Raw genomic sequence first — 13,553 nt, forward strand, 5'->3', positions numbered from 1 at the left:
TATTTTTGAGGAAACTACTCTCTTTCAAAGAGATTATTTTTGAGGAATGCCGTGGGAAATTAAATGATAAAACACTAAATAATTCAAAATTTATATTAGAAAAATCTATTCCACCAAAATATATAGGAATTTACATCTTTGAAGGAATATAAACACAATTACTTTTAAGGATATTAGAAATTAGAAGTATCACTTATAATTTGCTGTGTTTTGAATACCAAAGTTAACTAAATCAATCATTTAAGTAATATATTTTCAATAAAACAATTTTTAAAGAAAGCCCAAAATTTGATTTTTGTATGATGCGAACTATAATACAAAAATATATTAAGGAGGCAAATTTTATGGAAAAATTACAATTATGGGAAGACGAAGTAAAAAAATTGCAGAATAATATTGAAGCACAAATGTCTCTTACCCATTGGAAATTTAAGCAGGGAATAGTAAAAAATGGAGAATCTTTAGAATTAGATGATACTGATTGGGAAGATAAAACAACTACTACATGGTCATTAAAAGAAGGTCCGGCGTATTTTAGAACATACCTGACAGTTCCTAAGAAAATTGAGGGAATAGATATAGAAAACAGTGATATTGATATTACTTTTTGTTTCCCTAGTGGAGTGGAAATGTTTATAGATGGGAAGAAAGTATATACTCATAAGTTCTGGGCTGATAAAATAGGCACTCCCATACCTCTTATACAAAAGGCAAAAGCAGGGGATAAGATGCTAATTGTATTTAAAACACCTGCGGGAGATGGATTAGGATACTTCTGGGCAAAAATTAGTATAAGTAAAATAGAAACTACTCTTTTTGAGATTAACTCAATTCTTTATCAACTTAAGTTTGCTCTTGCACTTGCTGGTGAAAAAAAATCATTGAAGAAGTATGTAGAAAAAGCAATAAATATAATCAATCTTGATGATATTACACAAAGGCATTGGGAGAATGTTTTATGTGATATAAAAGAAGCAGAAAAAATACTTGAGATATTCAGAAATGATGCAAAAAAATTCTGTATCCACCTTATAGGTCATGCACATATTGATATAAACTGGCTCTGGACATATGAAGATACAATAAATACCTGTCTGCGAGATTTTGAAACAGTAACCAAACTTATGGAGAAATATCCTGATTTAACATTTTCACAGAGTCAAGCACATATATATAAAATAGTAGAAGAACATAACAATGAACTTTTTAATAAAGTGAAAAGTAGAATAAAAGAAGGTAGGTGGGAACTTACAGCATCTTCATGGGTTGAAAGTGACCTCAATATGATTGATGGAGAAAGTATTATTAGGCATATTCTTTATTCAACTAAATATTCATTGGAAAAGTTGAATACAAAAACAAAAATTTTCTGGTCTCCTGATACATTTGGACATCCGATAACAATTCCTTCAATACTAGCATCAGCAGGTATGAAATACTACTATTTTATGAGATGTGGGAAGGGATTTCCCCTTTTCAGATGGAAGGGTATAGATGGAAGTGAAGTAATTTCGTTCAATAGCATTTACAACAATTACATCTTACCAGAAAAGATAATGCCAAATTTTATAGAATATCTGAATAAATATAAACTCCATAATTTTCTTTTTGTTTATGGTATAGGAGACCATGGTGGAGGTCCCACAGAAAAAGATATAAAAAGAAAAAATATGATGGAAGAAAAACCTGTAATTCCAACACTTGTATTTTCTACAGCAGAAAAATATTTCAATGAAATTGAAAAATACAGAAATAAAATACCTATTTGTAAAGGTGAATTAAACACCGTCTATGAAGGATGCTATACCACACACAGTGATATAAAAAAGAACAACAGAGAATGTGAAACACTTATGCACACTATTGAAACACTTTCAGCAATAACAGGGATAGATAATGAAAAAGAAAAGAAAATAGAGGAGATGTGGCAATCAATTCTTTTTAATCAATTCCACGATATCCTTGATGGTTCAGCCATACACTCTTCATATGAATATTCATCAAAATTGGCAGAAGGAGTAAAAAAGAACGGAGAAATACTTATTAAAGAGATGATGGATAATTTATCTTATAAAAAAAGTAAAGATAAAATTATTGTATTTAATCCATTAGGATGGAAAAGACGATTCATTATTCCAAAGGAAATAATAATTGATGAAATAGATGGTTATGGTTATAAAACAATTTTATCCAAAAACAAAATGCAATGTCAATCAAAAGTGATAAAAAAAATAAATAATGATTATGAAACTGAATTTTATAGAATTAAAATAGACCATACCACAGGTCTTATCAGAACCCTTTATGATAAAAAGAATAAATGTAATGTTCTTGTACCTTTGTATCCCAAGTCAGATGATATTTCATGCTGGTTGGCAGAAAAGGCAGGCAATCTTATAAGTGTAAATTGGGAACAACCGCACTCTATGAGTGCTTGGAATATAGGAAACATATACCGCCAGGATTATTTACTTGATGCTGAAAGCATTGAAATTGAGGAATATCCGCTATATACAGTTATAAAAATAAAAAGAAAATATATGGAATCAGAAATATTACAAAAAATTATACTTTATAGCCAATTACCATTTATTGACTTTGAGAATGAAATAGAATGGAAACAAGAAGGGAATAATAAAGATGGTGTACCTATGCTTAGAGTAAGTTTTAATGTAAATATGGAACATCCAGAAGCATATTTTGAAGTGCCTTTTGGAGCAATAAAAAGACAGATAACATACCAGGAATATCCTGCATTAAGATGGGCAGCCCTTAAAGATAAGAATTACTGGGTTACACTTTTTAATAAAGATAAACATGGATATTACATAAATGGTAATAACTTATCTCTTACACTTTTGAGAAATCCATATGAACCGGATACAAAACCTGACAGTGGATTTCATCATATTTGTTATCGTCTACAATTTGGTAAATTAAATGCACTTGAAATAACAAAGTTAGCAATGGAATACAATACTCCTATTATAACAATATCTGGAGAAACAAAGTCAGAAGAATTCTATCCATTCTTAATAAGAGGGAATATTCTTCCCACTTCCTTTAAAAAAGCGATTGGTCGAGAGAGTTATATATTGAGAATGGTGGAAATGTTTGGGAAAGAACAGGATATTGAAATTAACTTTACAAGACCGGTGCGAAAGATATATATTTCCGATGCAATTGAAAATAGAATAAAACAGATAAAATGTAGTAAATATAATATAAAAATAACGGTCCACCCTTTTCAAATTTTGACGCTGGATATTGAGTTATAAAAATAACTTATATTATAAATACTTAGTTCCACAGGTTCCCTGTCGGCGTAGCCCGTGAGATTAAAGCAAGAGATAATGTTAATTTTTATTATGCTCTTGATATAAAAATGCTATCAATTGGCTATTTTAAATTTTAATGAATTTATTTGGTGCGGATTAGATACTGTTCTACAATACCCATTATATTCATTGTTACCCAGTATAGAAGGAGACCTGAAGAAAAATTATAAAAGAGAAAAAGAAACATAAGAGGCATCATAATAGTCAGTGCTTTTTGGGATGGGTCTGATGGAGTAAGTTTTTGTTGCCAGAAAGCAGTTAAAGTCATTAAAACAGGTAAGATGTTTAATGGGAAATGTCCTACCCTCAAAATTGTATCAGGAACTGAAAGGTCTTTTATCCATAACATAAATGGTGCACCTCTTAAAAAAATAGAATTCCTTAAAGCAATAAAAAAACCAATAAAAATAGGAAATTGTATAAGCATTGGAATACATCCACCAAACGGATTTATTTTGTATTCTCTATAAAGATTAAACATTTCTTTTTGCATTTTTTGAGGGTCATTTTTATATTTTTTCTGTAAATCCTGTAAATATGGTCTTAACTTTTGTATTTGTTTCATTGACCGCAAACTATTTCTTGTTAATGGGAAAAATACAATTTTAATTATTAAGGTAAGTAAAATAATTGCCCAGCCCCAATTGGGGATAATTTTGTGAATATTATATAAAGCGGCAAATAAAAACCTGCCCATTAGAACAAAAAAACCATTTCCAAAAATATTTTCCTTTACCTCTTTTGATGCAATGAAATAATCATATGGTCCTGCATAAAAATTGAATTTAAGTATTTTTTCTTCATTTTTTTCTATGGGTAATTTATTTACAATAAATCCAGCAGTAAAAATATTTTCTTCATTTGAAATAAAAGCATCCATTGGTTTTTCAGTTCTATAAAGCAGAAGGGCATATTCACTTTGAAGAGCAATAAAATTACAATTTTCAAATGTTTCTTTGCCTTTAACTTTTGTTATATTTCTTTTTATTATGTTGTTATTACTTCCAATGAGTAATTCAGTCCTTAAATATCTATTATAATTCTGGGATTTTTTTATTTCATTTTTATTAAGAGATAAAAGATTTATTATTAAGTCATCAACTTCCTGTTTTTCATTACTATTATTTTTGATTTTTATTTCAACTTCAAATGTATGTGAATTTGTTGGTATAGTTATGTCTTTCTCAATATATAATTTATCTATATTTGTCCAAAGGGTAATATTATTTTCTTTTTCTTCAATATTCCATAATTTTTCAATTGCTTCTAATTTACCTTGCTGAAATGTGAGAAATAAATAATTATTTTCAATTATAGGGAAATATTTTTCATCATCTCTATGGTATTTTTTAAGTCCTATAAGGTCAATAAAACCACCATTTTCATTTATTTTTATTATAAAATTATTATTCTCATAGGCACTTAATTTCTTCTCGATTTTCCCTATTTCACTTGGCAACTTTGTTTCTGTAATTTTCTCATTTTCTGATGTTTTTTCTTCGTTTGTAGTGTTTTCAATAATTTGTTGTTGTGTTTTAACAGGTTGTTTTTGAGAAGTAAATTTACCAAAGAAAATTATTATTAAAATTGATAATACAAAAGCAATAATTAGTCGTAGTTCGTCTTTCATTTTATCCATCTCTCAATTGGGTCATATCCACCTTCATTAAATGCATTACATCTTAAAATTCTTTTTATACCAATTAAAATACCTTTCCATCCACATTTTTCAATTGCCTGTATTGTGAATTCAGAACAATTAGGGTAAAATCTGCAATTTCTTCCTAAAAATGGAGATATTATAGTTTGATAAATCCTTATAAAAAAAATTAAAATTTTTCGCATTTTGCTATTTCTACCATTTTTTGAAGTTCTTTTTTTATTTCTTCTTTACTTTTATTATTTACAACTTCATGTCTCAAAACAAACAAAAAATCTCCACCCTTCAAATTTTTTCTCCAATATTCCCTTATAACTCGTTTTACATAATTTCTTTTAGTTGATTTCCCTATCTTTCCTGAAAAAATAAATCCAATTTTATAGTCATCACTCCCTTTAAAATATAAATCAAAAAACACCCCTTGTACTTTCTTTCCTTCTTTAATAATTTTGTATATTCTTTTTCGCATTAAGGAGTGAGTATTTTTCGCCCTTTTTTTCTTCTTCTGCTTATTACTTTTCTTCCATTTTTTGTTTGCATTTTTGCGCGAAATCCCATCTTTCTTTTTTTTCTTAATTTATGTGGTTTATATGTTATTGACATTTCTCCTCCTGAAAAATGTGTAATTTACCACTGTCATTTAATAGTAAGTAGAGAGAATTTTCCTATTTAAAATCCATCCCTCGGGCGTAGCCCTACGGGCGAGCCTACCCTTCCTTTATTAAAGGAAGGAACTATTCTATCTTTCAATAACGGATGAAGAAATTTTGCTTTTCTTGTCTTTATACTTTCAGGCATTGTAGTTGACTGAGTATTATAAATTTTACTACAAAATAATGAAACTTTCAATAAAAGCATAAATTTATTATGTAAAGTTTTTATATAACTTTTTAAGTTCTTTTAAAAATTTGTCATCAGTGAGAATAAGATTTAAAGGTGTAATTGAAATAAATCCACTTTTTATTGCATCAACATCACTTCCTTTTTCCCCTTTTATTTTGAAATTTCCTTTTAGCCAAAAATAGGGTACACCCTTAGGGTCTATTCTTTTTTCATATTCTTCAATAAATCTTGATTTACTCTGAAAAGTAAATTTTATTCCCTTTATTGTTTCAAGGGGAAGATTTGGAATATTTATATTAAAAATTGTATCTTCTGGTAATTTAATTTTTATTAAACTTTTTATAATTTTTTTAAGTACCTTTTTTATTGAAAGAAAATCAAAATTTTTATAATCTGTTATTGAAATTGCAATGGACGGTATACCAAGAATTGCGCCTTCTGCTGCTGCCGCAACAGTTCCTGAATACAAAATATCCATTCCTAAATTTGGTCCTAAATTTACTCCTGAAATAATAACATCAGGTCGGTTTTTTAATATTTCTTTTACTCCTATTTTCACACAATCAACCGGGGTACCATTTACAATATAACAATTAGAGTAAAAAAGGTCTATTTTTTTAATTCTAATGGGATTAAATAAATTTATGGCATGAGAAATAGCACTTGTTTCAAATTCTGGAACAACTATAATTTTTTCAATTGAAGAAGGTAAACATTCCACAAGTATTTTTAATCCCTTTGAATATATTCCATCGTCATTTGTTATCAGTACTTTCATCTTTTTTCATTCCCCTATCAGGTTGCCTTTTTAATGGAGCAGACCGGACTTGAACCGGCAACCTCCAGAGTGCGATTCTGGCGCTCTCCCTTTGAGCCACTGCCCCTATTTCTCTTATTATTATATTTTTAACTTATAATAAATTCAAGTAATTATATGCTTAATGATTACTATTTATAGGCATAACTTCTACTGATATTTATAAAAAATATGATATAATAAAGAACAGGAGGACAGAAAAATGAAAAAACTTATTGCAGGGATTATTGGGGCAGGAGGTATATGTGATTACCATATTTTGGGTTATTTAAGTACAGATGTTGAAGTTATAGCAATTGCTGACCCTGATATAAAAAGAGCAGAAGAAAGAGGTAAAAAGTTTGGAATTAAATATGTATTCTCTTCATATCAGGAAATGATTGAAAAACTGCCTGAGATTTCTCTTATAAGTGTTTGTGTTCCAAATAAATTTCATTCTGAAATTTCCATATATTGTCTGGAAAAAGGTAAAAATGTATTTTGTGAAAAACCACCAGCACTTAATAGCAAAGAGACAGAAAAAATGAAAATTGCAGCAGAAAAAAACATGAAAATTTTAATGTTTGATTTTAACAATAGAGCAAGACCAGAATCACAGGCACTTATGAAATACATAAAAAATGGTGATATAGGGAAAATAAATTCAGCACAGGCATTATGGATAAGGAGATGTGGGATACCTGGTTTTGGAGGATGGTTCACTCAAAAGAAATTATCAGGTGGTGGTCCAGTAATTGACCTACTTCATATGATAGACCTTGCATTATATTTCATGGAATTTCCAGAGCCGGACTGGGTATTATCTCAAACATTTTATGATTTTTCAGGTAATCCTGATTTTAAGGGACCATGGGGAATTCCAGATGTTGAAGGTGGAATAATGGATGTTGAAACATCTGCTCATTCATTTATAAAATTTAAGACAGGACAGGTTTTATTTGCAAGAAATAGTTGGGCTGAAATGAATAAAAGGGAAGAAGTTTCTGTGATATTTCAAGGAACAAAAGCAGGTGGGATGATTAGACGACTTTTTGGTAGAGATGGAATTGATGAAACAGCAATAGATGATTGCGAACTTTATACTATGGAAAATGGTAAACCAGTGAATAAAAAAATTATAGTTCAACCAGATGAAAAAATGGGAAGAGAGAGAGCAGTTATAAATTTTGTTAATGTGGTCAGAGGAATAGAAGAACCATATTCAACACTAGAACAGGCAGTAATTTTAATGAAAATAATTGATGCAATTTACAAATCAAGTGAAACAGGACAACCAGTAAAAATTGCAACTACTCAGTCAACTTCCGTTGACTGAAAACAGGAAACATAAATGTAAAAGGAAAATCTATCCTTATATTCTTCAACTTTTGCAAAGGTGGGTATAGGTAGGGAAGATTTTAAAAAATTTATCTCTACCTTCCCCTCCACAAAGATGGATGGGCAGGCTTTACAAAGGGAAGAGAAAAAATTTAATAAAATTACTTTTTGAAGATAATATATTATTATGAATAATGAAAAAAAAGTAATTTGTCCATATTGTGGAAAGTAAAATAAAGAGGGATTGAATTATAAACTCTAAACTTTTTAAAATAAAATATGTCTAAATATAAATTTTAAAGGCAAAAAATGAAAAAAGGATATTTTTTTATAATAGTGGGATTTTTATTTATTTTATGTGGTTGTTCTGTTAAATATTATGAGAAAAGTGCTGAAAAAGATATAAAAGAAATTTGGGACAAAAGTTATAAAAAGGTTGAAGAAAAAAAGTTGCCTGATTCCATATTACAAGAAGATGTATTTCCTGAAACAAGAGTGCTTGACCTTTCATCTGCAATAAAAATTGGTCTTGAAAATAATAGAAATTATAAAAGCAGGAAAGAAAATGTTTATATAAAAATTCTAGACTATACATACCAGAAATATTTATTAAAAGAAAGGTATGGAATTGGTGGAGATATAAGTTCAGAAAAAAGTGGTGATGAAACTATCGGGGCTGATTTGAATTTTAATTTAATAAAATTACTTTCAAATGGTGCCAAAATTAGTTTTGATATAACACAGGACTTTTTAAAATATTTTACGGGAAACAAAGAAAAGGATTTTCAGACATTTTTATCCTTAAATTTTTTCCAGCCAATTTTAAGAGGAGCAGGAAAAGATATTGCTCTTGAAGGTCTCACACAGGCAGAAAGAAATGTAATATATGAAATAAGGGATTTTTTAAGGTATGAAAAACAATTATCCACAGATATTGCAAAAAAATATCTTTCTCTTGTTGCACAGAAAAAAAATATAGAAACCTATAGAAGAAATTACGAGTTTTTAAAAAAGATAAGAGAAAGAAATGAAAATTTAGCGCAAGCAGGACGCCTTTCTCCAATGCAGGTAGATATGGCAAATCAGGATGAATATTCTGCTTCTCAAAGATGGATAACTGCTTCAAATAATTATAAAAATGCAGTTGACTCATTTAAAATATATTTAGGTATACAGCCAACAGAAAAAATAGAAATAGAAGATAAACAAGTAGAAGATGTTTTGAGTAAAGGCATACAAAAATTTGATATTGACCTTACAAGTGGAACAGAAGTTGCTTTAAAGAACCGACTTGACCTGATTACTTTCTATGATATGGTAGCAGATGCTGAAAGACAGGTTAAAATTGCAATTAATAATTTAAAGGGAACTCTTAATTTGAATATGAGTATAGAAAGTGGAACAGAAAAAAAATCAAGACCAACATTTGATTTAACAAAACCAGAATATTCTGCTGGACTTGAATTTGAATTACCTATTGATAAATTACCAGAAAGAAATGCCTATAAAAAATCCCTGATTTCACTTGATAGAGCAAAGAGAAATTTTGAAGAAAAAAAAGATAATGTAAAACTTGAAGTAATTGAAAATTATAGAAATTTAGAAGAAGCATATCAATCACATTTAATTCAGAGAAATAGTTTAAATTTGGCAGAAAAAAGGGTTGATAGCACAGACCTTCTTTTTCAGGCAGGAAGAGCAGAAACAAGGGACTTACTTGAAGCACAAAATGCTTATTTATCTGCAGAAACATCATTAACAAGTGCTTCAATAAATTATATAAGTGCATATCTTGATTACCTTTTAAGTTGTGAAATGATAGAAGTGGATATTGAAAAAGTCTGGAAAGGAGATAAATATGAAGAAATTTTTGGTAAAATTGATAAAAAATAAATTTTTCATTCTTGGGATTTTGGTTATTATAATTATTTTTTCAGTTGTAAGATATTTAAAAATAAAACAGGCAAAATCACAACTTCTTACATATACGGTTAAAAAACAGGACTTAATTATTTCAGTTATAGAAAATGGAAATGTTACTGCCTTAAAATCACTTAAAATTATCAATCGTGTTCCAGGAACCAGAAATATTCTTGGAGTTGTTGATGAAGGAACCCAGATAACAGAAGAAGATGTTAAAAATAAAAAAATTTTATTGAAATTAGATTCAAACGACCTTGAAGATAGATTAGACACATTAGAAATTGATGTAGAAAATAGTTTGGCTGCATATACACAGGCATTACAGGAACTTGAGATTACAAAAAAGCAAAATGAAAGTGATATAACGAAAGCAGAATTAAATGTTAAATTCGCGAAAATGGATTTAGAAAAATATTTAGGAAACAAAATTTCAGAGGCAGTATTAAAAGAAAAAGAAGTTGATTATAAAAAAATTATAAATAGTCCTGATTTAGGTGGAGAGGCATGGAATACTAAAAAAGACCTTGAAAATACAATAGATATTGCAAAAGAAGAACTTGAAAGAGCAAAAAATAACCTTGAATGGAGTGTAAAATTAGCAGAAAAAGGTTATATAACAAAAAAAGACCTTGAAGCAGACCAACTTTCCTGTAAACAAAGACAGGCAAATTTAGAAATGGCTGAATTAAAATATGCATTGTTTATAAATTATGACTTTCCAAAAAAAGTTGAACAGTTATTATCTGACTACAAAGAAAACATAAATGAATTAGAAAGAGTGAAAGATAAAAGTAAAGCAAAATTAATACAATCAGAATCCAATATGAGAAGTAAAAAAGCAACATATTTGTTGAGAAAAAATACTTTTGAAGAAGTCCAGGAACAAATTAACCAATGTACAATTTATGCAACTCAACCTGGATTTGTTGTATATGCAACAAGTTCAAGGCCATGGAGGACTGAAGGTCCTATACAACCAGGAACGAGTGTCCGGCAGTTTCAAGAGCTATTAAATATACCTGATTTTAATTATTTAGGTGTTGATGTTCAAGTTCACGAAACAAACATCAAAAGAATAAAGGAAGGTCAAAAGGCAATTATAACTATTGATGCATTTCCTGATACAAAATTTGAAGGAACTGTTAAAAAAATTTCCTTAATGCCTGATGCAGTGATGAAGTCATTAAATCCAGATATCAATGTTTATAATACTCAGGTTGTTTTTGATAAATCTGCTTCTTTTTTAAAACCAGGTATGTCTGCTCAAGTAGAAATAATAGTTGATAAAAAGGCAAAAGTTATTGCTATACCAGTTGTTTCTGTTTTATTTGAGAAAAATTTGCCATTTTGCTATGTTCTTAAAGGAAATAAAATTGAGGAAAGAAAACTTGAATTAGGGGATAGTAATGACAGAATGGTAGAAGTAAAAAGTGGGCTAAAAGAAGGAGAAGTTATTGTTATGATGCCTGAAACATTAGGACCTGAGGTAAAAAAAGAAGAAATGTATGAAAAAGGGAAAATTACTACTGAAAGTAAAGAAAAACAGGTAATAGAAAATGTGCAGGAAATAGAAAGCAAACAAAGCACAGAAATTGAACAGGGAATACAGGGTGGTCAAAATATAGAAGGTAAACAGGGAGTGAAAAGAGGGCAGAGGAGAGAACGAGGGGAAAGAAAAGTCAATGAGTGAAAATAATAATGTTATAGAACTTTTGAATATTAAAAAAATTTATAAAATGGGAACTATTGAACTTGAGGTATTAAGGGGTATATCTTTATCTGTTAAAAAGGGAGAACATATTTCAATTATGGGTCCATCTGGAAGTGGGAAAACAACATTATTAAATATATTGGGGTGTTTAGATAAACCTACTTATGGACAATATTTTTTTCAGGACAAAGATATTTCAAAATTAGATGATAACTCGCTTTCAGAAATAAGGTCAAAATACATTGGTTTTATTTTTCAACAATTTAATTTAATTCCTCAATTAAATGTTATTGAAAATATATCTCTTCCACTTTTTTACCAGGGAATTGATGAGAATTTAATGATGGAAAAAGCAAAAGACTTTGCAGATATGGTTGGACTTTCAGATAGGTTATATCACAGGCCATCTGAACTTTCTGGTGGACAACAGCAAAGAGTTGCTATTGCCAGAGCGCTTGCAAATGACCCACTAATAATTCTTGCAGATGAGCCAACAGGTAATCTTGACACAACTACAGGAAAAGAAATAATGAAACTTCTCTGTCGGTTGAACGAAGAGGGGAAGACCCTTTTAGTAATTACTCATGATATAAACATTGCAAATTATAGTAAAAGAATTATAAAACTGCTTGATGGGAGAATTGTAAATGAAAGTTAAAATATATCATATATTAAAAATTTTAAAATTAGGTCTCAAAAATATTTTTCTTCATAAATTAAGGTCATTTCTTACAATTTTAGGGATTGTTTTTGGAGTTGCATCTGTTATTGCAATGCTTTCAATTGGAGAAGGTGCAAGTTATGAAGCAAGAGAAAAAATAAAACAATTAGGAAGCAATAATATAATAGTCAGAAGTTTTAATCCACCTTCATCTATAAAAACATCCCAAGATGCTGCTGCTATTGGTCTTTATGGATTAAAATTTGATGATTTAGAAGAAATAAAAACAATTCCTTCTATAAAAAATGTTGTGCCAACATGGGAATGTAAAGAAGATATATCCAGTGAAAATGGACAGATAACTGGTAGAATTGTTGCCACAGAGCCATCCTTTTTAAAAGTTATGAATCTTGAACTTATTTATGGCAGATTTTTTACAGATATTGAATTGAAAAATTCAAGGAATTTTGCAATTATTGGATATTCAATTAAAAAGAATCTTTTCCCTCTTGAAAATCCAGTTGGAAAAACAATAAAAGTCCGAAGTTATTATTTCAAAGTAATTGGTGTTGTTAAGGAAAAAGCAGTTAATTTAACAGGAACAAGTTTTGAAAGTGAAGATATAAATTTTGATGTATATATCCCATTTACAACAGGTAGAGTTTATTTTGGAAAATATGAAATTGCAAATAAAAGAGGTCCTGTATTTAACTGGGAAAAAAATTTAGTTGAATATCACAGATTTATAATAAACCTTCTTGATACATCAAAAATTTTAACAGTTGCCTCTTATGTTGAAAAAATTTTATTAAGTAATCACAAAAGCAGTGATTACGAAATTTTAATACCATTACAATTACTTCAACAAGCAGAACATACTAAAAAAATATTTAACATTGTTTTAGGTTCAATTGCTGCAATTTCCCTTATTGTTGGTGGTATTGGAATAATGAATATTATGTTAGCAACAGTTACTGAAAGAACGAGAGAAATAGGTATAAGAAGAGCAATTGGTGCAAAGAAAAGGGATATTATAAACCAGTTTATTTCAGAGTCAGTTATTCTTTCAGGAACTGGTGGTATTATTGGTGTTTTACTTGGAGTTATAATTCCCAAACTTGTAACAAAATTTTCAGGAATGACAACAATTATTACTTTCTGGTCAATAATACTTTCTTTCACAATTTCTGTTGCTGTTGGAATAACTTTTGGAATTTATCCAGCAAGAAAAGCAGCAGAACTTGACCCAATCCAAGCATTAAGATACGAATAATAATAAGGTG

General features: G+C 29.1%; 12 protein-coding genes and 1 tRNA gene. 6 read left to right on the forward strand and 7 right to left on the reverse strand.

Annotated elements, in window-relative coordinates; translation table 11 throughout:
- The first annotated feature begins 344 nt into the window (after positions 1-344).
- A complete protein-coding gene (locus PLW95_02245) occupies positions 345-3,278 on the forward strand; it encodes a glycoside hydrolase family 38 C-terminal domain-containing protein (protein HOV21486.1) in 2,934 nt (977 codons plus the stop codon).
- A 142-nt stretch (positions 3,279-3,420) separates the two neighbouring features.
- Here the strand turns inward: PLW95_02245 and yidC are convergent, their stop codons facing one another.
- The 7 genes from yidC to PLW95_02280 form a co-directional block, all read right to left on the reverse strand.
- Positions 3,421-4,977 (reverse strand): membrane protein insertase YidC, encoded by a 1,557-nt coding sequence (gene yidC / locus PLW95_02250; GenBank protein ID HOV21487.1) that lies wholly within the window; start codon positions 4,975-4,977, stop codon positions 3,421-3,423.
- A complete protein-coding gene (gene yidD, locus PLW95_02255) occupies positions 4,965-5,183 on the reverse strand; it encodes a membrane protein insertion efficiency factor YidD (GenBank protein ID HOV21488.1) in 219 nt (72 codons plus the stop codon). The genes yidC and yidD overlap by 13 nt, the downstream gene beginning before the upstream one ends.
- Positions 5,168-5,467: a ribonuclease P protein component gene (rnpA, locus tag PLW95_02260; protein HOV21489.1), complete on the reverse strand. Its 300-nt coding sequence runs from the start codon at positions 5,465-5,467 to the stop codon at positions 5,168-5,170. The genes yidD and rnpA overlap by 16 nt, the downstream gene beginning before the upstream one ends.
- Entirely contained in the window at positions 5,467-5,601 is a 135-nt protein-coding gene (rpmH, locus tag PLW95_02265) for a 50S ribosomal protein L34 (protein ID HOV21490.1), read from the reverse strand. The genes rnpA and rpmH overlap by 1 nt, the downstream gene beginning before the upstream one ends.
- Before the next feature lie 66 nt (positions 5,602-5,667).
- The gene (locus tag PLW95_02270; protein HOV21491.1) at positions 5,668-5,856 is read right to left on the reverse strand and encodes a hypothetical protein; all 189 of its coding nucleotides are present in this window, start codon (positions 5,854-5,856) and stop codon (positions 5,668-5,670) included.
- A gap of 7 nt (positions 5,857-5,863) precedes the next feature.
- On the reverse strand, positions 5,864-6,619 hold the full coding sequence (surE, locus tag PLW95_02275) for a 5'/3'-nucleotidase SurE (GenBank protein ID HOV21492.1): 756 nt from the start codon (positions 6,617-6,619) through the stop codon (positions 5,864-5,866).
- A gap of 34 nt (positions 6,620-6,653) precedes the next feature.
- Positions 6,654-6,725: transfer RNA gene (locus tag PLW95_02280), tRNA-Ala, on the reverse strand.
- 135 nt (positions 6,726-6,860) lie between these two features.
- Between PLW95_02280 and PLW95_02285 the strand changes: the two genes are divergently transcribed.
- The 5 genes from PLW95_02285 (at position 6,861) to PLW95_02305 (ending at position 13,543) form a co-directional block, all read left to right on the forward strand.
- The gene (locus tag PLW95_02285) at positions 6,861-7,973 is read left to right on the forward strand and encodes a Gfo/Idh/MocA family oxidoreductase (GenBank protein ID HOV21493.1); all 1,113 of its coding nucleotides are present in this window, start codon (positions 6,861-6,863) and stop codon (positions 7,971-7,973) included.
- Positions 7,974-8,284: 311 nt separating this feature from the next.
- The gene (locus tag PLW95_02290) at positions 8,285-9,868 is read left to right on the forward strand and encodes a TolC family protein (GenBank protein ID HOV21494.1); all 1,584 of its coding nucleotides are present in this window, start codon (positions 8,285-8,287) and stop codon (positions 9,866-9,868) included.
- A complete protein-coding gene (locus tag PLW95_02295) occupies positions 9,834-11,588 on the forward strand; it encodes an efflux RND transporter periplasmic adaptor subunit (protein ID HOV21495.1) in 1,755 nt (584 codons plus the stop codon). The genes PLW95_02290 and PLW95_02295 overlap by 35 nt, the downstream gene beginning before the upstream one ends.
- On the forward strand, positions 11,581-12,267 hold the full coding sequence (locus PLW95_02300; GenBank protein ID HOV21496.1) for an ABC transporter ATP-binding protein: 687 nt from the start codon (positions 11,581-11,583) through the stop codon (positions 12,265-12,267). The genes PLW95_02295 and PLW95_02300 overlap by 8 nt, the downstream gene beginning before the upstream one ends.
- Positions 12,257-13,543, forward strand: a complete 1,287-nt coding sequence (locus tag PLW95_02305) for an ABC transporter permease (protein ID HOV21497.1) — start codon at positions 12,257-12,259, stop codon at positions 13,541-13,543. The genes PLW95_02300 and PLW95_02305 overlap by 11 nt, the downstream gene beginning before the upstream one ends.
- The last annotated feature ends 10 nt before the right edge of the window (positions 13,544-13,553 follow it).

It is taken from the genome of bacterium, assembly GCA_035370465.1.
Lineage (GTDB): Bacteria > Ratteibacteria > UBA8468 > B48-G9 > JAFGKM01 > JAGGVW01.